Origin of the sequence: Roseateles sp., assembly GCF_039595595.1 — a bacterium.
Classification (GTDB): Bacteria; Pseudomonadota; Gammaproteobacteria; order Burkholderiales; family Burkholderiaceae_C; genus Roseateles.
The window spans coordinates 1-23,812 of sequence record NZ_JBCNLG010000043.1 but is presented as its reverse complement, the minus strand read 5'-3'; the positions used below and the strand labels follow the sequence as shown (position 1 = coordinate 23,812).

The following is a 23,812-nucleotide window of genomic DNA, read 5'->3' as shown; positions in this document are numbered from 1 at the left end:
CGGCGGCCTCTTCCTGATTCATCCATCAAGCGAGACCTCCCTATGAAGATTCACGAGTACCAGGGCAAGGAAATCCTGCGCCAGTTCGGCGTGCCGGTGCCGCGCGGCATTCCCGCGTTCACGGTGCAAGAAGCGGTCGAAGCCGCGCAGAAGCTGGGCGGCCCGGTCTGGGTGGTCAAGGCGCAGATCCATGCCGGCGGTCGTGGCAAGGGCGGTGGCGTCAAGCTGGGCAAGAGCCTGGACGACGTGAAGGCGCTGTCCGAGCAGATCCTGGGCATGCAACTGGTCACGCACCAGACCGGCCCGGAAGGCCAGAAGGTCCGCCGCCTCTACATCGAAGAAGGCGCGGACATCAAGAATGAGCTGTACGTCTCGCTGGTGACCGACCGTGGCACGCAGAAGGTCGCCTTCATCGCGTCGAGCGAAGGCGGCATGGACATCGAGGAAGTCGCCCACTCGACCCCCGAGAAGATCATCACCGAGTACATCGACCCGCTGACCGGCATCACGACCGAGCAGTCGAAGAAGATCGCCGCGGCCATCGGCCTGACCGGCGCTTCGGTGGACCAGGCCGTCGACCTGTTCGCCAAGCTGTACAAGTGCTACATGGACACCGACGCGTCGCTGGTGGAGATCAACCCGCTGAACTGCGACTCCAAGGGCAACCTGATCGCGCTGGACGCCAAGTTCAACTTCGATTCGAACGCCCTGTTCCGCCACCCGGAAATCGTCGCCTACCGCGACCTGGACGAAGAGGATCCGGCTGAAGTCGAAGCCTCGAAGTTCGACTTGGCCTACATCTCGCTGGACGGCAACATCGGCTGCCTGGTGAACGGCGCCGGTCTGGCCATGGCCACGATGGACACCATCAAGCTGTTCGGCGGCGAGCCGGCCAACTTCCTGGACGTCGGCGGCGGCGCCACCGCCGAGAAGGTCACCGAGGCCTTCAAGATCATGCTGAAGAACCCCGAGGTGAAGGGCATCCTCGTGAACATCTTCGGCGGCATCATGAAGTGCGACACCATCGCCGAAGGCGTCATCACCGCCTGCAAGGCCGTCAACCTGAGCGTGCCGCTGGTCGTCCGCATGAAGGGCACCAACGAAGAGCTGGGCAAGAAGATGCTGGCCGAGTCCGGCCTGCCCATCATCGCCGCCGACACCATGGCCGAAGCCGCGACCAAGATCGTCGCCGCCGTCAAGTAAGCCGCAGACCCAGCCAAGGAATACGACATGAGCATCTACATCAACAAGGACACCAAGGTCATCACCCAGGGCATCACGGGCAAGACCGGTCAGTTCCACACCCTGGGCTGCCAGGCCTACGCCAACGGCAAGAACGCGTTCGTCGCCGGCGTGAACCCCAAGAAGGCGGGCGAGAAGTTCTCCGACATCCCCATCTACGGCACCGTGAAGGAAGCCGCCGCCCAGACCGGCGCGACCGTCTCCGTGATCTACGTGCCGCCCGCGGGCGCCGCCGCCGCGATCTGGGAAGCTGTCGAGGCTGACCTGGACCTGGCGATCTGCATCACAGAAGGCATCCCCGTCCGCGACATGCTGGAAGTGCGCAACAAGATGAAGGCCAAGGAACTGGCCGGCGGCAAGAAGACGCTGCTGCTGGGCCCGAACTGCCCCGGCCTGATCACGCCCGACGAAATCAAGATCGGCATCATGCCCGGCCACATCCACCGCAAGGGCCGCATTGGCGTGGTCTCGCGCTCCGGCACGCTGACCTATGAAGCGGTCGCTCAACTGACCGAGATCGGCCTGGGTCAATCCTCGGCGGTCGGCATCGGCGGCGACCCGATCAACGGCCTGAAGCACATCGACGTCATGAAGGCCTTCAACGACGACCCGGACACCGACGCCGTCATCATGATCGGCGAGATCGGTGGCCCGGACGAGGCGGAAGCCGCGCGCTGGTGCAAGGACAACATGAAGAAGCCGATCGTTGGCTTCATCGCGGGCGTCACCGCTCCTCCGGGAAAGCGCATGGGCCACGCCGGCGCGCTGATCTCGGGCGGCGCCGACACCGCCGATGCCAAGCTCGCCATCATGGAAGAGTGCGGCTTCAAGGTCACGCGCAATCCGTCGGAGATGGGCAAGCTGCTGAAAGGCCTGCTGTAATCGACAGGAAAAACCTGATGCTGGAAGGCGCCGGTGCGTAATTTCACGCAAGCGGCTTCCAGGGGGCGGCGCGGACAATTCGTTCGCACCCCTCGAATGAATGAAGGGGCCCTCGGGCCCCTTTTCTCATTCGTCCCTCCAACGCTTTAGACTGGGCCTTCGCCGTGCGCGAGGCGCCTGGCGCGGGTACCTCCTCCATGGACATGCTCTCCAGCCCCGAGTTCTGGCTCGCCGTCGGCCAGATCATCATGATCGACATCCTGCTGGGTGGCGACAACGCCGTCGTCATCGCGCTCGCGTGCCGCAAGCTGCCGCCGAACCTGCGCACGCGCGGGATCCTGTGGGGCACCGCCGGCGCGATCGTGCTGCGGGTCGTGCTGATCTTCTTCGCGTTGACGCTGCTGAAGCTGCCGTTCCTGAAACTCGTGGGCGGCGCATTGCTGCTGTGGATCGGCATCAAGCTGCTGCTGCCTGAAGGCGAGGACGACCACTCGAAGATGGAAGCGAGCGACAAGCTCTGGGGCGCGGTGAAGACCGTCATCATCGCGGACTTCGTGATGAGCCTGGACAACGTCATCGCGATCGCCGGCGCCGCCGAAGGCGCGGGCGGCAGCCATCAGATGCCGCTGGTGATCTTCGGCCTGCTGGTGTCGATCCCCATCATCGTCTGGGGCAGCCAACTGGTGATCAAGCTGATGGACAAGTTCCCGATCGTGATCACGCTGGGCGCGATGCTGCTGGGCTGGATCGCCGGGACGATGGTCGTCACCGATCCGGCGTTGAACGCCTGGCTGCCGATGCAGGCGGGGGACAAGCCGGGCACGACCGAAGTGCTGCCGCAGCTCTATTACGCCCTGGGCGTGGGGGGCGCGCTGTTCGTGCTGATCGTCGGCAAGATGTTGGCCGCGCGCCGCCCGGCCGAAGCCTGACGAAAGGCCCGCCATGTCATGAGCGCCTCCGGCTTCCTGAAGCGACTGCTGGGCCGAGGCGCGTCGGAGGGCGAAGGACCAGGCTCGCCCGACAGCTTGCCCACCACGCAGCCGATGCCGCGCCCGGCGGGCGTGGCGCTCGACGACTATGAGATCGGGGAAGAGCTCGGCCGCGGTGCGATGGCGGTCGTCAACCGGGCCGTCGACCGCCGCGATGGCCAGGCGGTCGCGATCAAGCGGCTGGCGCTGCAGCGCGAGTTCGCGCCCGAGGACCTGATCGACGTCCGTGACCGCTTCATGCGCGAGGCCAGCGCGGCCCGGCATCTGGATCACCCGGACATCCTGAGGGTGCTGGACGCAGGTGAAAGCGCCGGCGACACCTGGATCGCGATGGAGTACGTCGTCGGCCAGGACCTGAGCCACCACACCCGCCCGGGCCAGTTGCTGCCGCTGCGAGAAGTGTTGCTGCTTGGCGCCCGCCTGGCGCGGGCGCTCCAGTACGCGCACAGCCACGGCGTGGTTCATCGCGACATCAAGCCGGCCAACGTGATGCTCGAGCGCGAATCCGGCAGCGTGAAGATCATGGACTTCGGCATCGCCCGCGTCGCCGACGGGAGCCGCACGCGGACCGGCCTGGTGCTGGGAACGCCGTCCTACATGTCGCCGGAGCAGCTCGCCGGGCTGCCGGTCGACGGGCGCAGCGACCTCTACTCGCTGGGGGCGATGCTGTTCCAGTTGCTCACCGGCCACCTCCCGCACCAGTCGGAGTCGATGGCGGCGTTGATGCAACACATCATGAACCAGGCCGCGCCGGATGTGCGCCGCCTGCGGCCGGAGCTGCCCGAATCGCTGGCCATGGTGATCGCCCTGTCCCTGGAAAAGCGCCCCGAACTCCGCTATCAGCGCGGCGACACGCTCGCGCAGGATCTGGAGTCGGTGCTCAGCCAGATTCCGGTGGAACTTGCCAATAGCACCGGCGCCACAACCCCCCCACCGGCGGGACAGGCGTTCGAGCGCACTTTGCGGCTACAGTCCCAGGGCGCAGTGCACAATCCCCTTCCCCCAGCCGATCCCGCCAGCAAGACATGACCCTGGAGTTCTTCAGCGCCACCGACACAGGACGCGTGCGCGACAACAATGAAGACTCGGTCGCCCTGGAGCCGAGCGTCGGGCTGGCGGTCCTCGCGGACGGCATGGGCGGCTACAACGCCGGGGAAGTCGCCAGCCAGATGCTGACGACCTTCATCAAGTCGGAACTGGGCCGCTGGCTGGCGGAGACCGGTCAGCACGCCACCGACATCGATGTCAGGCGTGCGATGGACATCTGCGTGGACAACGCCAACCGCGCCATCTTCAATGCGGCGAACACCAACCCGCGCTATGCCGGGATGGGGACCACGCTGGTGCTGGCGGTGTTCCGGGAGCAGAGCTTGCTGCTGGGGCATGTCGGCGACTCGCGGGCCTACCGTTATCGCGATGGCCAGCTCGTGCAACTGACGCGTGACCATTCGTTGCTGCAGGAACAGATCGACGCGGGTCTACTGACGCCGGAAGAGGCGGTGTTCAGCAGCAACAAGAATCTGGTGACGCGGGCCGTGGGCGTGGAGGACACCGTGATGCTGGAGGTCCATCAGCACGACCTGCTGCCGGGCGACCAGATCCTGCTGTGCAGCGACGGCCTCTCGGACATGGTCGATGACAGCAGCGTGGCACAGGTGTTGCAAAGCCACAGCGATCTGCCCGAAGCGGCGCAGGCATTGGTGGACGCAGCCAATGACATGGGCGGCAAGGATAATATTGCGATCGTTCTGGTTCGCGCGGAAAGTCGCACCAAGCCATGGGCGTGGTGGCCATTCAGTCGAAACAATGGGCGCCGCTGAGGCGGCCCGCTACAAATAAGACAGGACTCGAGGTCAAGCATGGGCAAGCTGGTGGTGTCGCTCGACGGCGTGGTGATCAAGGAAGTGCAGATCACCAAGGACAAGACCACGCTCGGTCGTAGACCTTACAACGACATCGTCATCGACAACCTTGCGGTCAGCGGCGAGCACGCCGTGCTGCAGATGGTGGGGTCGGATGTCTTCATCGAGGATCTGAACTCGACCAACGGCACGTACATCAACGGCAAGGCGATCAAGAAGCAGCTGTTGTCGCACAGTGACGTGATCGAGGTCGGCAAGTACAAGATCAAGTTCCTGATCGAGGACAACGGCGACTACGAGAAAACGATGATCCTGCGCCCCGGCACGGCGCCGAGCAGTGGGTTCGGGTTGCCGTCGTCGTTCGGCGGTCTGGGCCCGGCGCCGGTGTCGACCGCGCCGGCGGCGATCAAAGTGCTCAACGGTCCTGCGGCGGGCCGCGAGGTCACGCTGACGAAGGTCGTGACGACCGTGGGCAAGCCGGGCGTGCAGGTCGCCTCGATCACGAAGCGGCCAAGCGGCTACGTCTTCGCGCACGTCGAGGGTGGCGCACGGCCCGTGGTGAACGGTGCGCCGCTGACGGCCGAATCGGTCCCGTTGAAGAACGGCGACGTGATCGAGCTGGCCGGGACGCAAATGCAATTCGTGCAGGCCTGACGGCGCATTTCTGTATCGAAATGCTTCCGCCGTGTCCGGCGATCACCTACGCGTGTGCAGGTTTTCACGGCGCTCCGAGGGGGCCTCGTAAGCGACGGCAATAAGTCCCCGATTCGAGGATTCGGCGCTTAGCGGCTCGCGAGGCTGGCTCTAAAGTCGCCGGCATGAAGATTCGCGTGCTCGGTTGTGCCGGCGCCCTGGCGGCCGGCTACAGGACCACTTCCTTCCTGCTGGACGACGATGTGCTCATCGACGCCGGCAGCGGCGTGGCCGAGCTCACTGTCGAAGCGATGACCCGGGTGGACCACATCCTGGTGACGCACTCCCACCTCGATCATGTGCTGGCGATCGGCCTGCTGGCCGACACCGTGCAGCGCCGGCGCGCGCAGGAGGGCCGCCCGCCGGTCAAGGTGCATGCGCTGCCGGAGACGCTGCAAGCGCTCCGCGCGCATGTTTTCAACGGCGTGATCTGGCCGGACTTCACTCGGTTGCCGACACCCCAGCGCCCCGCGCTGACCTTCCATGAATTTGCTGTCGGCGATCGCCTTGATCTCGGACGGGATCGACGCATCGAAGTCCTGAGCGCGGCGCATACGGTGCCTGCGGTGGGGTTCGCAGTGGACGGTGGTGCGAAGGGACATTGGGTGTTCACTGGCGATACCGGCCCCAATCCGGCGCTGTGGGATCGCCTGGCGACGATGAAGGTGGCGCATCTGATCATCGAATGTGCCTTTGGCGACGACGAATGCGGCTTGGCCGGCATCAGCAAGCACCTCTGCCCCACGACCTTGCGTGAGGAGCTCTCGAAACTCGGCGGCGCCATTGATGTGCACATCACCCACATCAAGCCAGGAGAGCGGGCGGCCGTGATGGGCACGGTGATGGGACTTCGGACGACGCACCGGATCTCCGCGCTGGAGAACTTCCAGGAGTTCACGCTGGCCTGAGACTGCATGCCCACCTTCCAACCGCCCGCGCCGGATTTCCGCCGCGGGCGGTTTCGTTTTGGAGGGAGCGCGGTTGCCTGTCCGTGATTTGCCGACAAACCTTGTCCGAAGAACTGCGAGTGACAAAACTCGCCAGATGCGCTGACAAAAATGGTCACTTGAAGTCAGGCGGTGTTCGACAGGTCGTGACGCCATTCACGAAACGAGCAAGCACAGTGGCTGGCACGCGCCCTGCGTTCAATGGGGTCGTCTCTACCCCACTCTCTCTTTGGAGTTTTTATGAAGCGCGTTCAACAAGGTTTCACCCTGATCGAACTGATGATCGTCGTGGCGATCATCGGTATCCTGGCTGCCGTGGCTCTGCCGGCGTACTCGGACTACATCAAGAAGTCGAAGGTCACGGAAGTCATCGGCGTTGCCAGCCAACCGAAGGCCGCCATCCAGGAATGGCTGTCGGTCAAGGGCGAACTGCCGGCTGACGGAACGACGCTGGGCCTGGAATTCAACGCGACCAAGTACGTCTCCGGTCTGGCCTATGCCAAGGTTGACACCAACACGGCGACCCTGACCGCCACCGCCCAAGGTATTGGCACCGGCGTGGACGGCAAGACGATCACGCTGACCGGTACCCGCATCAACGGCGGCGACCAAATGAACTGGGCCTGCGCTCCGGCCGCCAGCACTGGTATCGACAAGAAGTACCTGCCGGCCAGCTGCAAGCCGACCTAATCTGACCTGATCAGGTCGGTGAATGGCCGCGAGGCCATTCCGTAAGAAGGAGCCTTCGGGCTCCTTTTTTCATTTGCCGTCCGGGCGGCTCGATCGGTCCGGCTGACGGCGTTACCATTTGGGCCGCCTTGAACAACCGCATCACCACCCACTTCCCGACGGGCCGCTGGCTGGCGCTGGCGCTGGCCATACTGCTTTGGGCCGTGCCGGTCCTACACAGCGCGGTCCCCACGAAGTTGGGCCCACACGATTTTTCGCGGCTGATTCAATTGGGAATCCTGCTCGGCGCGGCGGGCGTCTGGACGCTCACGTCTCCGCCCGGCCCGGGCTGGAAAGAGGGCGCCTCTCGTCGGCTGCTCGCTGTCCTGGGCGTGCTGGTTGTTGCGTCGTGCTTGCATGCCGCGCATCCACTTGTGGCGGCGAGGGAAGTCGCGCTGTTCGCAGGGCTGCTGATATTGGCCCTGCAGTTGTCTCGCGCATTTGCGGTCCCTGGCGTTCGCGATCGATTCCTCGAGCTGGTGGCCGTCGGCGCCGCCGTGTACGGCGTCATCTGGGTGCTGGTGATGCTGGTTGGAGCGGTGAGCGCGCCAGACCTGTTCGCGCCTTGGGAAATCATTTTCGGCTTTGACAACGCCCGCTTCCTGAACCATGTGCAGAGCATGTCGCTGCCGCTGGCGGGCGTGGTGTTGTTGAGGCCAGGCACGCGACGGTGGCTCCGTGTCGCCGCCGCGATCGCGCTGGTCACCGGTGGTGCGATCCTGACGCTCTACCTGGCCCGTGCATCCATCCTCGCGCTGCTGGCCGGCGCGCTGGTCACCCTGGCGGTTTTCGGTCGGGCAAGTTGGCGATACGCGTGGACGATGACGTTGACCCTTGGCGCTGGTGCGCTCGCCATGGGTCTGCTCTGGTACTTCTGGTTCCGTTACCTTTCCGAGCCCATGACGGACGGCATTCTGAGCCCTCATTTCCGGGGCTTCCTTGCAGGTCAGGCGCTCGATCTCTTCGCGACCTCCCCGTGGCTGGGTGTCGGTCCGATGCACTTCACGAATACCGTCAACCCGATCGCGGGCCATCCTCACGACGTCTATGTCCAGGTGCTGGCCGAATACGGTCTGCCCGCGACTCTGCTGATCGCGTGGTTCGCCGTGCGCTTCCTGAAGCGGGCGCTGGAAAACGTACGGCGCCTTGCATCCGCCCAGCTCGTGCTTGCATGCGCGCTGTTGACTGCAACGGTTGCGTTGCTCGTCGATAGCGGGTTCTCGGGAAACTGGGTCATGCCGGTCTCGCAGATGTGGATCGCCGTCCTGATCGCGTTGCTGATGTCGCTTGAGACGAAGGCGGAAGCCTCCGCCGAGGCGTTGGCAACGCGCCGTTCCCTGCCCCGCGTCGCGTGGCGCGCCCTGGTGCTGTCAGCGATGGTGACAGCCACGTCGCTGGCCCTGATGGAAGTCCCCGACGACATTCCTCATATCCACACTGGCGAGCCGATGAAGAAGCCGATCGGCAATCAATTCCTGAGTTTCCGCTTCTGGTCCTACGGCTGGTTCTGACGATGACTTCCTCGAAAGCCCCTCTCGAATGGCGCCGGCGCGCGCGCGCCGCTGGCGTGCACCTGTTGAGCTGCCTTGTCGTCGCCATGGCGGTTGCTGCCCTGGTGTTCCTGGTCTGGTATCCCTGGCCGTATCGGATCGTCTCCGGCGGAGAGAAACTCCTGTTCCTGGTGATGGGCGTCGACATCGTCATGGGCCCGCTGATCACGTTGGCGATCTTCGACATCCGCAAGCCGATGCGCGAACTCAAGCGCGACTTGGCGATCATCGTTGCACTGCAGCTCGCCGCGCTCAGCTACGGGCTGCACACCGTTTATCTGGCGCGGCCGGCCGTGCTGGCGCTGGAGGCCGAACGATTCCGTCTCACCATTGCCAATGACGTCGTGATGGACGAATTGCCGAAGGCGGTCGAGGGGCTGCGTGCCCTGCCGCTGGACGGCCCCCGTCTCGTGGATACCGTCGAGCCGACGGACGCTCAACGCGGCGACGCCATCTTCAAGGCAATGGCTGGCACGGATATCGGCGCGCGCCCGCTCTTCTGGCGCCCCTGGGGCGCGGAGGGCCGGCGCCATGCGCTGAAAGTGGCCAAGCCCTTGGCGCCGCTGGTGGCGCGTGCGAAGGATCGCGCCGCGTTCGACGATGCCGTCGCCCGCAGCGGCAGACCGTTGGAGCAACTTGCGGTGATTCCAATGATCGCGCGCGATACGAGTTGGTCGGTGCTCATCGACAAAACCAGTGGTGAGCCCGTGGGCTTCGCGCCGATCGACAGCTTCTGACCGTCGCGGGCGCACCCCGCCGCAAGGGCGTTAGAGTTCCGCCCTGTCCCCACGACCCGGACCGTTCATGACGTTCGCCGCGACGGCGCCTGCCGCCGATCTTTCCGACGCCGCTTCGGCACCGCATCGCCAGCTCCTCACGCTCATCGGCCTGCTGCTTGGCGTGACGCTCGCGCCGCTCGTTGCGTACAACCAGACTCCGTCGGCGACGCTGTACAACCAGCTGCTGGCCTTCGCCGGACTGGGCTTGACGGTCGCCGGCCTGGCCTGGAGCGGCTCGCTGCGGGCAGGTTGGCGCGTCGATGGCGTGTCGCTCGGCCTGCTGCTCATGACCGCTGCCGCCCTGGCGGCGCCGTCGATGAACGGCCTTCCGTGGTCGATGGCGCTGACCAGCGCGGCGATGCTGCTGGGCGCCCTGCTCGCCGTGCAGACGGGGCGGGCGATCACGCCCGAACTTCGCGACGACCTGCTCACCGCCTTCTGCGTCGCCCTGGTGGGCGCGGGCCTGCTGAGCGTGATCGTCAGCGTCGTGCAGATGTTCTTTCCCGCCCTGGCCGATGGCACCTTCATCGCGCGCTCCGGGCTGGTCGGCCGCGCGGTGGGCAACATGCGGCAGCCCAACCACCTCGCCAGCCTGTTGATGTGGGCCTGCGTCGCCTCGGTGTGGCTCGCGCAGGGCGAATGGCTGGCGCGCCGCCTTGGCAGCGCGTTGCTCGGCACTCTCGCGTTGTACCTGCTGCTGTTTCTCTTCGTGTTCTGCGTGCTGCTCAGCGCCTCGCGTACCGGAATGATCGGCGTCGGGCTGCTGGCGCTCTGGGGTGCCGTGGATGCACGCCTTGCGCCGCGGATCCGCATCGCTCTCGGTTCGACGCTCGTGATGTTCGCCGTCGGCTGGGCGCTGCTGGAGTGGTACACGGCCGTCAGCCATCACGCGTTCGGCGCGCAGTCGCGCGTATCGGATGAAGGCGCCGGCTCACCGACGCGCCTGGCAATCCTGAAGAACGCCGTCGGCCTGCTGCAGCGCTACCCGCTGACTGGCGCGGGATGGGGCGATTTCAACTTCGCCTGGACCTTGACGCCGTTTCCCGATCGTCCCGTCGCGTTCTTCGATCACACCCACAACCTCGAGATGCAGTTGCTCGTGGAAATGGGCCTGCCGCTGGGCCTGTTGACGCTGGGCCTGCTCGGCTGGGGGCTGTGGAGCGGCTTCGCACGTGCCGTGCGTGGCACCGCGGCGACGCGCTGTGCCGCGATGCTGGTCGCGATGATCGGCTTGCACAGCCAGTTCGAATACCCGCTCTGGTATGCCTACTTCCTGCTCCCGGCGGCGCTGGCGTTCGGTTTGAGCCTGGCGGAATCCACGCCGGACGGGACCACGCGCAAGCATGACGCGCCATCCCTGGGGAAGCGCCGGCCGCTGCTGACACTGCTGGGACTCGCGATCGCGGCGCTGATGCCCCTGGTCATCGCGGACTACCTGCGCATCGTCCATATCTACGCGCCGCCCGCAGGAGCCTCTCCGCTGGAGGATCGCATCGCCTCGGGCCAGCGCTCGCCGCTGTTTTCGCTGCAGGCCGACTACGCCGAAGCGACCGTGCTGCCTCCGGGTGAACTGGCGCTCGACGCCGCGCGGCGCACCGGCCATCACCTGATCGACATTCGTTTGCTGATGGCCTGGGCGAAGTCGCTCAATGCCGTCGGTGAGACGGACAAGGCCCGCTATCTCGTCGAGCGCCTGCGCGAGTTCCACAACAGCGCCAGCGACGAGTGGCTGGCCGAATGCGAGGAAGTGGCCTCGCTCGGCGCCGCAGCCAAGCCCTTCCAGTGCGAGCCGCCGCAGCGCGAGTACGGCTTCCGCGAATTGCGTTGAGCCGCGGGCCGGTCAGATCGCGGCGACCCAGTCGCCCGATTTACCGCCGTGCTTCTCCAGCACGCGGATCTGCTCCATGACCATGCCGCGGTCCGCGGCCTTGCACATGTCGTACACGGTGAGCAGGCCCACCTGCACCGCCGTCAACGCTTCCATCTCCACGCCCGTGCGTCCGTGCGTCTCCACCTGCGCGGTGCAGATCACCGCGCTCGCCACCTCATCCAGCGCGAATTCGACCGCCACACGCGTGATCGGCAGCGGGTGGCACAGCGGTATCAGCTCGGAAGTTCGCTTCGCGGCCTGAATCGCCGCGACGCGCGCCACGCCGATCACATCGCCCTTCTTCGCATTCCCCTCGCGGATCAGGGCCAGCGTCTCGGGCTTCATCCGGATGCGGCCCGCCGCGCGCGCCACGCGGTGCGTGACATCCTTGCCGGAGACGTCCACCATGTGGGCTTGGCCATCGGCGTCAAAATGGGTGAGAGGCGAGCTCATGGGGCGCGGCAACAATCGCGAAACCGTAGAGGCGTCATCATAGTTCTGGTCCCTGGAGATCCCTTGAAGCGACTGAACCCCATTCCCTTCACGCGCCGCGCGCTGGCGGTGCTGCTGAGCGCGGCCCTGCTCGGCCAGAGCGCGATCGCGCAGGTCAACCTGCCGGCGCTCGGCGATTCCGTGTCCGCCGAGGTCAGCATCGGCGCCGAGAAGAAGCTCGGCGACCAGGTCATGCGGCAGATCCGCGTCGATCCCGACTACATCGACGATCCGCTGCTGCTCGAATACGTGCAGAACACCTGGCAGCCGCTCGTCGACGCGGCCCGCCGGCTCGGCAACATCAGCGACGACACCAGCGACCGCTTCGCCTGGGAGGCCTTCCTGGTGCGCGACAAGTCGGTCAACGCGTTCGCGCTGCCTGGCGGCTATGTCGGCGTGCACCTCGGCCTGATCGCGATGACCGGCGCTCGCGACGAGCTCGCGTCGGTGCTGGGCCACGAACTCTCCCACGTCACGCAGCGCCACATCGCGCGCAGCATCGTCGGCGATGCGCGCACGAGCGCGCTCGCCACCGTCGGGCTGATCCTGGGCATCCTGGCCGCGGCGAAGAGCCGCAGCATGGACGGCGCGCAGGCGGCCATCGTGGGCAGCCAGGCGGCCGCGGCGCAGGCGCAGCTGAACTTCTCGCGCGACATGGAGCGCGAGGCCGACCGGGTCGGCTTTCAGGTCATGACCCAGGCCGGCTATCAGGGCGCGGGCATGGCCAGCATGTTCGAGCGCATGGAGCAGGCCTATCACCTGATGGACTCGGGCGCCTACCCGTATTTGCGCAGCCACCCGTTGACCAGCGAGCGGATTGGCGAAGCCCGCGCGCGCCTGGGCACCAAGGGGCAGGGCAAGCTGGTCGGCACCTCGGAACACATTCTGATGGCGGCGCGCGCGCGCGTGCTGATGGATCAGCGCACCGACCCGTGGCGCGTGCTGCAGGGGCTGGACGCCGGCTCGCGCCAGACCGAGAACATCGACCAGCTGGCGGCGCGCTACACGAGCGCGCTGGCGTCGATCAAGCTGCGCGATTTCTCGCGTGCCGAGGCCTCGCTGAAGACCGCCGACGCGCTGGCCGGGCTGCTCGGCGCGGACCCGGGCGCGAAGCGGCTGCTGGTCTACGCGCATGCCGAATTGGAACTCGCGCGCGGCAAGACCGAGGCCGGCTTCGCGGCGCTCGAACCGCTCAAGGGCGAGCGCTCGCGGCCCATGCTCATGATGCGCGCCGACTTGGCGCAGGCGGACCCGCGCCCTGAAGTGAAGCGGGAGGCCGCTGAAGCGCTCCAGACGCATCTCGCGCTGCATGCGCGCGATGCCTTGGCCTGGCAGGAAAGCGGCACGCTGTGGCAGGAACTCGGGCAGCCGCTGCGCGCGCTGAGAGCCCAGGGCGAGTCCCGCGCGGCGCTCGGCGACATCACTGGCGCAATCGACCGGCTCGCGTCGGCGGAGCGCCAGGGACGGGCCAAGACGGCCGACCAGTTCGAGGCGTCAGTGATCGACGCGCGTCTGCGGGAGTTGCGCTACGAGCGCCGCCAACTGCTGGCCGAGATGTATCCACGCGGCGTGCCGCCAGGCGCGGAGCCCTGATCGCTTCGCCGCGCGTTCGCGCTCACAAAGAAGGCCGCTCGAACGAGCGGCCTTCTTGTTCATCCGTTCATTCGCTGTCGGGAAAGAGGCGCTCGATCAGCACGTCGATGGCCATGCCGCACAGCGAATAGATCAGCGAACCGATCAGCGCCGCGCTGAAGCCCGCGACCGCGAAGCCATCGAGCACCGAGGCCGTCGCCCAGAACAGCATCGCGTTGATGACGAACAGGAACAGCCCCAGCGTCAGCAGCGTCACGGGCAGGGTGAGCAGCACCAGCACCGGACGCAGGATGGTGTTGAACAGGCCCAGGACGAAGGCCGCGATGAGGGCCGTGATGAAGCTCTTCACCTGCACGCCGGGGTAGAGGTGCGCCACCAGCAGCAGCGCGGCGGCGAGCAGCAGCCAACGGGTCAGCGTTTTCATGCCGCTCAGCATAGCGGCACTCATCATCAGAAAAATACGAAGTTGAAATGACAAACAACACAAGATAATCCGAAGCTTCCGAAAGGGGAGTAGCCGCGCGGCGCCAGCCGCGGCAGACGCCCGTCAGTACGTTGCCGTGAAGGCAGCCGGGCCCTGCACCTGACTCCGGATCGAGGTCCTTCGACCCCGCGCCGTGTCAGCCTTGCAAGACCTTTCGGCCGGACGGCGTCCTCGGACGCCGCGAGTGTTCCGGGGATCGGTACAGTCCTTTCCCGTTCTTGCAAGGAGTCGTCATGAGCACGATCGTGCCCACCTGGCTGTGGGTGGTTTTCGTCGGCATCGTCGTGGTGTCGCTGTTCCTGGACTTCGTCGTGCTGCGCAAGCAGGGCGCGCACGACGTGGGCGTCAAGGAGGCCATCAACTGGTCGCTGGTCTGGGTGGCGCTGAGCGTGGCCTTCATGGGCCTGCTGTGGTGGGCCGTCAAGGACGGCACCGGCAGCACGGAACTCGCCAACACCAAGGCGCTGGAGTTCATCACCGGCTACCTCATCGAGAAGTCGCTGGCGGTCGACAACATCTTTGTCTTCCTGATGATCTTCACCTACTTCGCGGTGCCCTCGGCCTACCAGAAGCGGGTGCTCATGATGGGCATCATCGGCGCCATCGTGCTGCGCACGGTGATGATCCTGGTGGGTGGCTGGCTGATCGCGCAGTTCCACTGGATCCTGTATCTCTTCGGCGCCTTCCTGCTGATCACCGGCATCAAGATGTGGTGGGCGGCCGGCCAGGAACCGGACCTCGAGGACAACCCCGCGCTGAAGCTGCTGCGACGCGTGCTGCCGGTCAGCAAGAACTTCGACGGCGAGCGCTTCTTCACCCTGGAGAACGGCAAGCGCATCGCGACGCCGATGCTGCTGGTCATCGCGCTGGTGGGCATGACGGACGTGATCTTCGCGGTGGACTCGATCCCGGCGATCTTCGCGATCACCTCCGATCCGTTCATCGTGCTGAGCTCCAACATCTTCGCGATCCTGGGTCTGCGCGCGATGTACTTCCTGCTCGCGGCGATGGCCTCCAAGTTCCATCTGCTCAGCTATGGCCTGGCGGTCGTGCTGGTCTTCATCGGCGCCAAGATGATGCTGATCGACGTGATCAAGATCCCCGTGCTGCTGTCGCTGGGCGTGGTGGTGGCGATCCTGGCCGTGACGATGGTCTGGAGCCTGAAGACGGCGCCCAAGCTGCCGGAGGCCGGCGAGGAAGAAGCGCCCAGGCCGTTGAATTGACGCAAAGCTGAGCGGGAGCGCCTCCCGCGCCCCCTCTCCAAACCCGCGCGACGCTTCTGGCGTCCGCGGGTTTTCTCATTTCCTTGCCGGAATCGGTCCGGTTCGGGCTGTTTTCCGCCCAAGCCGTGCTCACCGTCGCGCGTTCGCCACGCGCAACGGCCCGTGCCATCGCATTTCTTTGACACACTCAAATGAGAATGCTTAGCATTTGCGACCTTTGAGTCCACGCCGGCCTCAATCACCCGCCACCGCCAGCCAGTCGCGACCAGGGAGGGGCCCGCCACCGTGCGCCGTGAAGCGCCGGGACGACGCCGCCAACGCGCAGCCAGCCGAGCGAGAACCCAACTAGAACTTCCTCCCTCGGAGCCCGTTTTCATGTCCCGCTACATCAAGAGCCGCAAGCACACGGTGGCTCCGCTGGCCGCCCTGGCCGCCTCGCTGACCCTCCCGCTGGCTCATGCCGCCGATGCCCCGGCCCCTGCCGACGCCGGCACCGCCACGGCCTCTGCGTCCGGCGCGCCCTACCTGCCGCAGGTGAAGGTCCAGGGCGCCGCGCAGTCCGACTACAAGGTGGACAAGAGCGCCTCGTCCAAGCTCACGCAGCCGCTGCTGGAGACGCCCAAGACGATCTCGGTGATCAAGAAGGAAGTGCTGCGCGAGCAGGGCGCCGTGTCGCTGACCGACGCGCTGCAGAACACCCCCGGCATCACGATGCAGCTGGGCGAGAACGGCAACACCTCCGCTGGCGACGCCTTCCAGATGCGCGGCTTCAGCGCGAGCACCTCGACCTTCGTCGACGGCATCCGCGACCTGGGCGCGGTCACGCGCGACGTGTTCAATCTCGAGCAGATCGAAGTGGTGAAGGGCCCCGCCGGCGCCGACACTGGCCGCGGTGCGTCCGCCGGCTACATCAACCTGATCACCAAGCTGCCGCAGATCGACAACTTCGTCGAAGGCACCGTGACGGTCGGGGACGCCAACCGCAAGCGTGCCTCGGTCGACGTCAACCAGAAGGTCATGGAGAACACCGCCGTGCGCCTGAACGCGGTGTGGCAGGACAACGGCGTGCCTGGCCGCGACGTCGTCAAGCGCAAGACCTACGGCATCGCGCCGTCGGTCGCCTTCGGCCTGAACACGAACACGCGCTTCTTCCTGTACTCGCAGCACGTGCGCCAGGACAACGTGCCGGACGGCGGCATTCCGGCGATCGGCTGGCCCGGCTACACGGTCGCTGCTCCGGCCGCCACGGCGACCCCGGCGCAAATCGCAGCCGCTGCCGCGATCGCCACGGCGCCCAAGGTCGACAGCTCGAACTTCTACGGCAGCCGCGACGACCGCGAGAAGGTCAAGGCCGACATGGTCACCGCCAAGCTCGAGATGGACCTGGGCAACGGCACGACGGTGCGCAACATCTCGCGCTATGGCCGCACGCACATGGACCGGGTGCTGACCGGCATCATCACCATCTTCGGCGCCCCGGTGGCCGGCGACACGCAGACCACGTCGATCAATCCGGCCGATCCGTCGACGTGGAAGATCTCGCGCTCGCGCCAGCGCGTCGACCAGACCAACGAGATCCTGGCCAACCAGACCAGCCTCACGACCAGCTTCGCCACCGGCGGCGTCAAGCACGACCTGACCACCGGCATCGAGCTGATGTACGAGAGCCAGAAGACCCTGGGCTTCGCGACCACCGGCCTGACGGTTCCCTACGCCAACCTGTATCGCCCGAGCGCCGCCGATGTCCTGCCGATGCCCTACGCCACCGGCGCGGACAACGATGGCAGCACTTCGACGCAGGCCGTCTATGCGCTGGACACGCTGGCGCTGACGGATGCGCTCAAGCTGACGCTGGGCCTGCGCACTGAGCACTACACGATCCGCACCACCACCGGCACGCTGGCCAACAACGTGGTGACCAACGCCAAGTACAGCGCCGGCAAGTGGATCACCAGCTGGAATGGCGCGCTGCTGTACAAGCTGGCCGACAACGGCACCGTCTACGCCGCCGCCGGCAACTCGCTGACGCCGCCCGGCAGCGCGAACTTCGTGTTGAGCAGTTCCGGCCAGGCCGCCGGCACCGCCGACGCGCAGGAGACGACCAACTACGAGGTCGGCACCAAGTGGGACCTGCTGAGCAAGCGCCTGAACCTGACCGCCGCGGTGTATCGCAGCGAGAACGACGGCGTGGTCAGCGTGGACCCGGTGACCAACCTGTCGACGCAAGGCGGCAAGGTGCGCGTGCAGGGCATCGAGCTGGCGGCCGTCGGCCAGTTGACCAACTTCTGGCAGATCACCGCCGGCGTGCAGACCATGGACGCGAAGGCGATCAACCAGCGCGCCGCCTCGACCGCGACCAACCCGAACCAGGTCGTCACCGACGGCGTGCGCTGGACGCCGAAGTGGGCCGCCACGCTGTGGACCTCGTACCAGTGGAACGACTTCACCATCGGCACCGGCGTGCGCCACATCGCCGAGCAGAAGCGCGTCGTCACCGTGGGACAGCCGAATTCGACCGGCCTGCCCAGCCTGCCCGCCTTCACCGTCGTCGACCTGATGGGCGCCTACCGCGTCAACAAGAATGTCACGATGCAGCTCAACGTCACCAACCTGTTCGACCGGAACTACATGTCCTCGCTGAACAACGGGGGCGGCCGTCTGGTCCTGGGCGCACCGCGCGCGGTCTCGCTGATGGCCAACATCGGCTTCTGACGAGTTTGAGGTAGCGTACGCGCGGCCCGTTCCCGTCCTGGCGGGGGCGGGCCGTCGTCCGTCCCGGCCTCCTGTTTCGAATCGATCCGGACATGCTTCTTCACATCCCCGACGTGCTCTCCAAGCAGGACGTGCGCGAGATGCGCAAGCTCCTCGACGCCGCCGACTGGACCGATGGCCGCGCCACCGTCGGCGAGCAGGGCGCGAAGGTCAAGCAGAACCGGCAGCTCGCGGCCGATCATCCGGCTGCCCGCGAGATCGGCGAGCACATCCGCCAGGTGCTCGCGCGGCATCCGCTGTTCATCAGCGCGGCGCTGCCGCTGCGCACGCTGGCGCCGCTGTTCAACCGCTACGAGGGCGGCGAGCAGTACGGTTTCCATGTCGACGGCGCGATCATGCGCCAGCAAGGCACCGACCAGCCGCTGCGCAGCGATGTCTCGTCGACGCTGTTCCTGTGCGAGCCCGACGAGTACGACGGCGGCGAGCTCGAAGTCATCGACACCTACGGCACGCACGAGGTCAAGCTGCCGGCCGGCGACCTGATCGTCTACGCGAGCACCAGCCTGCATCGCGTGCTGCCGGTGACGCGCGGCGCGCGCGTGTGCTCGTTCTTCTGGACGCAGAGCCTGATCCGCCAGGACTGGCAGCGATCAATGCTGTTCGAGCTCGACCAGACCATCCAGAAGCTGCGCGGCCGCCTGGGCGACGACGCCGAGACCACCGCGCTCACCGGCCACTATCACAACCTGCTGCGGCTCTGGGCCGAGACATGAGCGGCGCCGCCCCGACCCCTGCGGCGCGGCGCGCCGGCTGGCTGAAGCAGCTGCACCAGTGGCACTGGATCAGTTCGGCGATCTGCCTGATCGGCATGATCCTGTTCGCCGCCACCGGCATCACGCTGAACCACGCCGCCAGCATCGAGGCCAAGCCCGCGATCGTCAGCAGGACGGCGCAGCTGCCTGCTGAGCTGGCCGCTTCATTGAAGCCGGCGGCGGGCGAGTCCGACCGCAAGGCCGCCGTGCCCGCCCCGGTGCGCGCCTGGCTGGCGAAGACGCTCGACCGCGCCGTCGACAGCCGCGACGCCGAATGGAGCCGCGACGAGATCTACCTCGCGCTGCCGCGCCCCGGCGGCGATGCGTGGATCCGCATCGCGCGGGACAGCGGCGAGATCGAGTACGAGGACACCGATCGCGGCTGGATCTCCTACCTCAACGATCTGCACAAGGGCCGCAACGCCGGCGTGGCCTGGAGCTGGTTCATCGATGTCTTCGCCGCCGCCTGCCTGGTGTTCTCGATCACGGGCCTGCTGATCCTCAAGTTCCACGCCGTCAGCCGGCCCAGCACCTGGCCGCTGGTGGGGCTGGGCCTCGTGATCCCGGCCCTGCTGGCCCTGCTGCTGATCCACTGATCCTTTGCATGGATCGCGCGACCAGAGCGCCGTCCCCCGGGTTTCCTTGTTTCCTTACCCGCCGTTCTCCGTTCCGAGCCGCCGCCAGGATCCTTCCGACCTTCAACCGAGATTTCGTCCATGAACTGCTCCGCAAGCCGTACCCTCTTCCAGCTCGGTGCCCTGGGCACCCTGGCGGCGGGCTCGTCCGCCTGGGCCGCCACCGTGCAGCTCAAGCTCGACCTGCCGCGCCTGAACGTCGCCGAATACCACCGCCCCTACGTCGCCGTCTGGATCGAGAAGGCCGGCGAATCCGGTCCCGCCGTCGCGCAGCTGGCGGTCTGGTATGACATCAAGAAGCAGAACAACGCCGGCACCAAGTGGCTCAAGGACATGCGCCAGTGGTGGCGCCAGGGCGGCCGCAACCTGACGGTGCCGGCCGACGGCGTGACCGCCGCGACGCGCGCGCCGGGTGAGCATGTGATCTCGCTCGACACGCATCCGGCGCTGGCCGCGCTGCCGCCCGGCCAGTACGAGATCGTCGTCGAGTCCAGCCGCGAAGCCGGCGGCCGGGAAGTGCAGCGCCTGCCGCTGACCTGGCCGGTGAAGGCGCCGGCCACCGCCACGGCCAAGGGCGAGCACGAGCTCGGCGCGCTGGAACTGGCGGTCAAGCCCTGAGCGGCGCGCTGCCCTCGCCTCACCAACAAGACACGGAGCAGATCACCATGATGAAGACTTCGATCGCCGCCCGGCTCGCGACGCGCGCGGCCCCGATCGCGCTGGCCATCGCCGCGCTGCTGCCCCTGAGCGCGCAGGCCCACATGACCTGGCTGCTGCCCAACAAGGCCGCCTTCGACGGCAAGGAGCCGGTGGCCTCGTTCGATGCGGCCGTCTCCGAGGACCTCTTCAACTTCGAGCGCGCGCTCAAGATCGAGACGCTGCGCATCACCGCGCCGGACGGCCGCAGCGTCGAGGCGGAGAACCGCAGCGCGGCGCGCCATCGCGAGAGCTTCGACGTGAAGTTGACGCAGGACGGCACCTGGCGGGTGAGCAACCTGAGCCAGTCGCTGATGGGCACGTACAAGCAGGGCGGCGAGACCAAGCGCTTCCGCACCACGCCGGCGACCTTCGCCAAGGACGTGCCGGCGGACGCCGAGATCACCGCGATGACGGTGATGACCAACCGCCAGCAGACCTTCGTCAGCAAGGAGGAGGCCGGCAAGGTTGACTTCAAGCCCGAGGGCGACGGGCTGGAGCTGCTGCCGCTGGGCCCGGTCACCGACCTGAGCCATGGCGACAAGACCCGCTTTCGCCTGATGCTGGACGGCAAACCGGCGGCCGACGTGCAACTGAAGCTGGTCCGCGAGGGCAACCGCTATCGCTACAAGTTTGGCGAGGTCGAACTCAAGACCGATGCCAAGGGCGAATTCACCGTCGAATGGACGGAGCCGGGCCGCTACTTCCTCGGCGCGAGCACGGGTCCGGCGCGCGGCCCGAACGCACCCGCCGGCACGCGGCAGGCGCCCGTGCAGCGCGCCAGCGTCAGCGCCACCTTCGAGGTGCTGCCCAAGTGAGCGTGGCCTGCGGGACGGCGGTGGCGCGAGGCGCGGTCGACGCGCCCGAGCCGCGCGTGCTCGTCCCGCTGCGCATCACCGGCGAGCCCCCGCCGCTTGGCCAGATCGTGCACGCGATCGGCGGCGAGACGATGGGCACGGTCTGGTCGGCGCGCTTCGTCGGCCCGGCGGGATTGCGCACCGGCGCGATCGAGGACGCGGTGCGCCACGTCTGCGATGAGGTGATCGCGCAGATGAGCCAGTGGGATCCGGACTCCGACCTGAGCCGCTTCAATCGCGCGCCGGCGGGCAGCGCGCAGCTGCTGCCGAACGGCTTGGCGACGGTCGTCGCCGCGGCGTTGCGAGTCGCGGCGGCGAGCGGCGGCGCCTACGACCCGACCGCCGGCGCGCTGGTCGCGCTGTGGGGCTTCGGTCCGTCGGGCGAGACGGCGCTCGCCCGCCGCCATGATGAGCCCGGCTTCCAGCCGCCGTCCGCCGACGCTTGCGCCCGCGCGCCTCTGGGCTGGTCCACGCTGGGATGGCAAGCCGACCGCCACGTGTTGACGCAGCCGGGCGGACTGTCGTTGGACCTGTCGGCGATCGCCAAGGGCTATGCGGTCGATCGGGTCTCGGCGCTGATGACCCGGCTCGGCCTGCCCGACCACCTCGTCGAGATTGGCGGCGAGCTGCGCGGCGCCGGGCTCAAGCCGGAAGGTCAGCCGTGGTGGGTCGACCTCGAGCCGCCTTCCGCCGATTGCGGCCTCGCGCCGCTGCGCATCGCGCTGCACGGCCTGTCGGTGGCGACCTCCGGCGACTATCGCAAGGCGTTCACCGAGGGCGACGGGACGCGGCGCTCCCACACCATTGATCCGCGCACCCGGCGGCCGGTCGAGCACGGGCTCGCCGCCGTCACCGTCGTGCACGACAGCGCGATGTGGGCCGATGGCTGGTCGACGGCCCTGATGGTGCTGGGCCCGGACGAAGGCCTGGCGCTTGCCGATCGACTCGGGCTGGCCGCGCTGCTGGTGCGCCGCCGGACCGCGGCCGAAGGCGGCGGCTTCGAGGAGCGCTTCTCCGCCGTAATGCGCGAACTGATGCTCTGATGACCGCGTTCCTGTCCCGTCCCGCGGCGGCGTTGCTGCTGATCGCGCTCTATCTGGCGATGTGCGCGGCCGTGTGGTGGCGTCACCGCCGGCGCCAGCGGCAGGCAGCCAAGGAATCCGCCGCGCTGCTGCCCGCCGCGGACGCCGGCCCGCCGGTGCTCGTGCTCCACGCGAGCCAGACGGGTCAGGCCGAAGAGATCGCGTGGCAGACCGCCAAGGCGCTGCACCTGGCTGGCATGCCGGTGCGCGTCGCGGCGCTCGGCGAGATCGATCGCGCCGCGCTGCTCGGCGCGCGGCATGCGCTCTTCATCGCCAGCACCCATGGCGAGGGCGACGCGCCCGACAGCGCCGCGCCCTTCGCGCGCGACCTGATGACGGCGGGGGACGACGCGATCGAGCTGTCATCGCTGCAGGCGGGCGTGCTGGCGCTGGGGGACTCGAGCTACACGCACTTCTGCGGCTTCGGCCGCGCGCTCGACGCCTGGCTGCGCGAGCGCGGCGCGCAGCCGATGTTCGATCGCATCGACGCGGACCGGGCCGATCCACATGCGCTGGCGCAATGGCGGCAACGGCTCAGCCATCTCGCCGGCACCGCCGATCTGGCGGAATGGGAAGCGCCCGTCTTCACGCCATGGCGGCTGCGCACGCGCCGCCACTTGAATCCCGGCAGCGAGGGCGGACCGGTGTTCCACCTCGCGCTGACGCCGGCGGACGGATCCCCGTTGCCGGACTGGGAGGCGGGCGATCTCGTGCAGGTGAGCCTGGCGGGCGAGGAGGCCGGCGACGACGTGCATCGGCCGCGCGAGTACACGATCGCCTCGTTGCCACGCGATGGCGGCGTCGAGTTGATGGTGCGCCGCACGGCGCGCGACGACGGCACGCCGGGTCTGGCGTCGGGGCTGTTGACGGACCGGCTGCCGCTCGGCGGCGAGGTCGCGCTGCGGCTGCGGCCGCATGCGAGCTTCCGCATCGGTGCGAACGCGGACCGGCCGCTGATCCTCATCGGCAACGGCACCGGCCTGGCAGGGCTGCGCGCGCACCTGAAGGCCCGCGCGGCATCCCGCATGGGCACGGCCAACGGCGCGATCGAGCGCCTCGCGCCATCCAGCGTGCAGGTTTGGTTGCTGTTTGGTGAGCGCCGCGCGGCCCATGACGCGCACTACCGCGATGAGATCGAAGCGTGGCAGCGCGACGGCCTGATCGCGCATGCGGACTGGGCGTTCTCCCGCGATCAGGCGGAGCGCGTCCATGTGCAGCACCTGCTCGCCCGCCACGCGAGCCGGCTGCGGGAGTGGGTGGATCGCGGCGCGGCGATCTATGTCTGCGGCAGCCTGCAGGGAATGGCGGGCGCCGTCGATGCGGTGCTGCGGGAGACGCTCGGCGATGACGGCGTGGACGCGCTCATCCGCACGGGCCGCTACCGGCGCGATGTCTACTGAGCGCTCGCGCGATGCGCGATGACCACGGGGAACCCCGTAGGTGATGACGAGAGAAGCGCGTAGGACACGCGGCGATTGATGCGCGCCCGCGACAGACACGGCACGCGGCGTTGACTTCAGGGCCGTTTCTCCCCTGTCAGAGCCTTCTCAATGACAGAGGTGCGCAGTACCATTGCCCGCGCAGGGTGCCAACGAGTACCGAAGGCGTCAGACCTTCACCAGGGCCCGGCACATCAACAACCCTTGATGGAGAGAATCGAAATGGCAACTGCGAAGAAGGCCG

General features: G+C 67.3%; 22 protein-coding genes. 20 read left to right on the top strand and 2 right to left on the bottom strand.

The genetic code is table 11. The features are described 5' to 3' along the window. The first annotated feature begins 42 nt into the window (after positions 1-42). The 11 genes from sucC (at position 43) to ABDW61_RS25155 (ending at position 11,501) form a co-directional block, all read left to right on the top strand. Positions 43-1,203: an ADP-forming succinate--CoA ligase subunit beta gene (sucC, locus tag ABDW61_RS25205; protein ID WP_343642736.1), complete on the top strand. Its 1,161-nt coding sequence runs from the start codon at positions 43-45 to the stop codon at positions 1,201-1,203. 27 nt (positions 1,204-1,230) lie between these two features. Beyond that, positions 1,231-2,124: a succinate--CoA ligase subunit alpha gene (gene sucD / locus ABDW61_RS25200; RefSeq protein ID WP_343642735.1), complete on the top strand. Its 894-nt coding sequence runs from the start codon at positions 1,231-1,233 to the stop codon at positions 2,122-2,124. A 197-nt stretch (positions 2,125-2,321) separates the two neighbouring features. Further along, positions 2,322-3,053 (top strand): TerC family protein, encoded by a 732-nt coding sequence (locus tag ABDW61_RS25195; protein WP_343642734.1) that lies wholly within the window; start codon positions 2,322-2,324, stop codon positions 3,051-3,053. An 18-nt stretch (positions 3,054-3,071) separates the two neighbouring features. Further along, positions 3,072-4,142: a serine/threonine-protein kinase gene (locus ABDW61_RS25190; RefSeq protein WP_343642732.1), complete on the top strand. Its 1,071-nt coding sequence runs from the start codon at positions 3,072-3,074 to the stop codon at positions 4,140-4,142. Then, positions 4,139-4,933, top strand: a complete 795-nt coding sequence (locus tag ABDW61_RS25185; protein ID WP_343642730.1) for a Stp1/IreP family PP2C-type Ser/Thr phosphatase — start codon at positions 4,139-4,141, stop codon at positions 4,931-4,933. The genes ABDW61_RS25190 and ABDW61_RS25185 overlap by 4 nt, the downstream gene beginning before the upstream one ends. 39 nt (positions 4,934-4,972) lie before the next feature. Then, on the top strand, positions 4,973-5,629 hold the full coding sequence (locus ABDW61_RS25180) for an FHA domain-containing protein (RefSeq protein ID WP_343642729.1): 657 nt from the start codon (positions 4,973-4,975) through the stop codon (positions 5,627-5,629). A 164-nt stretch (positions 5,630-5,793) separates the two neighbouring features. Beyond that, entirely contained in the window at positions 5,794-6,576 is a 783-nt protein-coding gene (locus ABDW61_RS25175) for a 3',5'-cyclic-nucleotide phosphodiesterase (RefSeq protein ID WP_343642728.1), read from the top strand. 279 nt (positions 6,577-6,855) lie between these two features. Continuing rightward, positions 6,856-7,305 carry a pilin gene (locus ABDW61_RS25170; RefSeq protein WP_343642727.1) on the top strand — a complete coding sequence of 150 codons (450 nt, stop codon included), beginning with the start codon at positions 6,856-6,858 and terminating at the stop codon, positions 7,303-7,305. A 128-nt stretch (positions 7,306-7,433) separates the two neighbouring features. After that, positions 7,434-8,855: an O-antigen ligase family protein gene (locus tag ABDW61_RS25165; RefSeq protein WP_343642725.1), complete on the top strand. Its 1,422-nt coding sequence runs from the start codon at positions 7,434-7,436 to the stop codon at positions 8,853-8,855. Positions 8,856-8,857: 2 nt separating this feature from the next. Further along, entirely contained in the window at positions 8,858-9,631 is a 774-nt protein-coding gene (locus tag ABDW61_RS25160; protein ID WP_343642724.1) for a pilus assembly protein, read from the top strand. A 67-nt stretch (positions 9,632-9,698) separates the two neighbouring features. Then, positions 9,699-11,501 carry a Wzy polymerase domain-containing protein gene (locus ABDW61_RS25155; protein ID WP_343642723.1) on the top strand — a complete coding sequence of 601 codons (1,803 nt, stop codon included), beginning with the start codon at positions 9,699-9,701 and terminating at the stop codon, positions 11,499-11,501. A gap of 12 nt (positions 11,502-11,513) precedes the next feature. On the opposite strand, the gene moaC is transcribed toward ABDW61_RS25155, so the two are convergent. Further along, positions 11,514-11,996 (bottom strand): cyclic pyranopterin monophosphate synthase MoaC, encoded by a 483-nt coding sequence (gene moaC, locus ABDW61_RS25150; RefSeq protein ID WP_343642721.1) that lies wholly within the window; start codon positions 11,994-11,996, stop codon positions 11,514-11,516. A 63-nt stretch (positions 11,997-12,059) separates the two neighbouring features. On the opposite strand from moaC, the gene ABDW61_RS25145 reads away from it, so the two are divergent. Beyond that, positions 12,060-13,628, top strand: coding sequence for a M48 family metalloprotease (locus ABDW61_RS25145; RefSeq protein WP_343642720.1), 1,569 nt, complete (start codon positions 12,060-12,062; stop codon positions 13,626-13,628). Positions 13,629-13,695: 67 nt separating this feature from the next. On the opposite strand, the gene ABDW61_RS25140 is transcribed toward ABDW61_RS25145, so the two are convergent. Next, positions 13,696-14,052: a phage holin family protein gene (locus ABDW61_RS25140; RefSeq protein WP_343642719.1), complete on the bottom strand. Its 357-nt coding sequence runs from the start codon at positions 14,050-14,052 to the stop codon at positions 13,696-13,698. A 293-nt stretch (positions 14,053-14,345) separates the two neighbouring features. Between ABDW61_RS25140 and ABDW61_RS25135 the strand changes: the two genes are divergently transcribed. From ABDW61_RS25135 to ABDW61_RS25100, 8 genes are all read left to right on the top strand, one after another. Beyond that, positions 14,346-15,335, top strand: a complete 990-nt coding sequence (locus tag ABDW61_RS25135) for a TerC family protein (protein WP_343642717.1) — start codon at positions 14,346-14,348, stop codon at positions 15,333-15,335. Positions 15,336-15,710: 375 nt separating this feature from the next. After that, positions 15,711-18,047 (top strand): catecholate siderophore receptor Fiu, encoded by a 2,337-nt coding sequence (locus ABDW61_RS25130; protein ID WP_343642715.1) that lies wholly within the window; start codon positions 15,711-15,713, stop codon positions 18,045-18,047. Positions 18,048-18,139: 92 nt separating this feature from the next. Further along, on the top strand, positions 18,140-18,820 hold the full coding sequence (locus ABDW61_RS25125) for a Fe2+-dependent dioxygenase (protein WP_343642714.1): 681 nt from the start codon (positions 18,140-18,142) through the stop codon (positions 18,818-18,820). Next, complete coding sequence (locus tag ABDW61_RS25120) at positions 18,817-19,455, top strand: PepSY-associated TM helix domain-containing protein (protein WP_343642713.1); 639 nt, start codon at positions 18,817-18,819, stop codon at positions 19,453-19,455. Before ABDW61_RS25125 ends, ABDW61_RS25120 begins: the two co-directional genes overlap by 4 nt. A gap of 120 nt (positions 19,456-19,575) precedes the next feature. Continuing rightward, on the top strand, positions 19,576-20,112 hold the full coding sequence (locus ABDW61_RS25115) for a DUF2271 domain-containing protein (RefSeq protein ID WP_343642711.1): 537 nt from the start codon (positions 19,576-19,578) through the stop codon (positions 20,110-20,112). A 47-nt stretch (positions 20,113-20,159) separates the two neighbouring features. Continuing rightward, on the top strand, positions 20,160-21,008 hold the full coding sequence (locus ABDW61_RS25110) for a DUF4198 domain-containing protein (protein ID WP_343642710.1): 849 nt from the start codon (positions 20,160-20,162) through the stop codon (positions 21,006-21,008). Beyond that, positions 21,005-22,090 (top strand): FAD:protein FMN transferase, encoded by a 1,086-nt coding sequence (locus tag ABDW61_RS25105; protein ID WP_343642709.1) that lies wholly within the window; start codon positions 21,005-21,007, stop codon positions 22,088-22,090. The genes ABDW61_RS25110 and ABDW61_RS25105 overlap by 4 nt, the downstream gene beginning before the upstream one ends. Then, complete coding sequence (locus tag ABDW61_RS25100) at positions 22,090-23,529, top strand: sulfite reductase subunit alpha (RefSeq protein ID WP_343642707.1); 1,440 nt, start codon at positions 22,090-22,092, stop codon at positions 23,527-23,529. The genes ABDW61_RS25105 and ABDW61_RS25100 overlap by 1 nt, the downstream gene beginning before the upstream one ends. Positions 23,530-23,812 lie beyond the last annotated feature (283 nt).

What these genes read in the sequence shown, in the direction of transcription:
- ABDW61_RS25130 (WP_343642715.1), top strand. Translation starts at nt 15,711, where the DNA reads ATGTCCCGCTACATCAAGAGCCGCAAGCACACGGTGGCTCCGCTGGCC.
- ABDW61_RS25170 (WP_343642727.1), top strand. Translation starts at nt 6,856, where the DNA reads ATGAAGCGCGTTCAACAAGGTTTCACCCTGATCGAACTGATGATCGTC.
- sucC (WP_343642736.1), top strand. Translation starts at nt 43, where the DNA reads ATGAAGATTCACGAGTACCAGGGCAAGGAAATCCTGCGCCAGTTCGGC.
- ABDW61_RS25190 (WP_343642732.1), top strand. Translation starts at nt 3,072, where the DNA reads ATGAGCGCCTCCGGCTTCCTGAAGCGACTGCTGGGCCGAGGCGCGTCG.
- ABDW61_RS25140 (WP_343642719.1), bottom strand. Translation starts at nt 14,052, where the DNA reads ATGAAAACGCTGACCCGTTGGCTGCTGCTCGCCGCCGCGCTGCTGCTG.
- ABDW61_RS25160 (WP_343642724.1), top strand. Translation starts at nt 8,858, where the DNA reads ATGACTTCCTCGAAAGCCCCTCTCGAATGGCGCCGGCGCGCGCGCGCC.
- ABDW61_RS25100 (WP_343642707.1), top strand. Translation starts at nt 22,090, where the DNA reads ATGACCGCGTTCCTGTCCCGTCCCGCGGCGGCGTTGCTGCTGATCGCG.
- moaC (WP_343642721.1), bottom strand. Translation starts at nt 11,996, where the DNA reads ATGAGCTCGCCTCTCACCCATTTTGACGCCGATGGCCAAGCCCACATG.
- ABDW61_RS25195 (WP_343642734.1), top strand. Translation starts at nt 2,322, where the DNA reads ATGGACATGCTCTCCAGCCCCGAGTTCTGGCTCGCCGTCGGCCAGATC.
- ABDW61_RS25180 (WP_343642729.1), top strand. Translation starts at nt 4,973, where the DNA reads ATGGGCAAGCTGGTGGTGTCGCTCGACGGCGTGGTGATCAAGGAAGTG.
- ABDW61_RS25120 (WP_343642713.1), top strand. Translation starts at nt 18,817, where the DNA reads ATGAGCGGCGCCGCCCCGACCCCTGCGGCGCGGCGCGCCGGCTGGCTG.
- ABDW61_RS25125 (WP_343642714.1), top strand. Translation starts at nt 18,140, where the DNA reads ATGCTTCTTCACATCCCCGACGTGCTCTCCAAGCAGGACGTGCGCGAG.
- ABDW61_RS25185 (WP_343642730.1), top strand. Translation starts at nt 4,139, where the DNA reads ATGACCCTGGAGTTCTTCAGCGCCACCGACACAGGACGCGTGCGCGAC.
- ABDW61_RS25110 (WP_343642710.1), top strand. Translation starts at nt 20,160, where the DNA reads ATGATGAAGACTTCGATCGCCGCCCGGCTCGCGACGCGCGCGGCCCCG.
- ABDW61_RS25115 (WP_343642711.1), top strand. Translation starts at nt 19,576, where the DNA reads ATGAACTGCTCCGCAAGCCGTACCCTCTTCCAGCTCGGTGCCCTGGGC.
- sucD (WP_343642735.1), top strand. Translation starts at nt 1,231, where the DNA reads ATGAGCATCTACATCAACAAGGACACCAAGGTCATCACCCAGGGCATC.
- ABDW61_RS25175 (WP_343642728.1), top strand. Translation starts at nt 5,794, where the DNA reads ATGAAGATTCGCGTGCTCGGTTGTGCCGGCGCCCTGGCGGCCGGCTAC.
- ABDW61_RS25155 (WP_343642723.1), top strand. Translation starts at nt 9,699, where the DNA reads ATGACGTTCGCCGCGACGGCGCCTGCCGCCGATCTTTCCGACGCCGCT.
- ABDW61_RS25135 (WP_343642717.1), top strand. Translation starts at nt 14,346, where the DNA reads ATGAGCACGATCGTGCCCACCTGGCTGTGGGTGGTTTTCGTCGGCATC.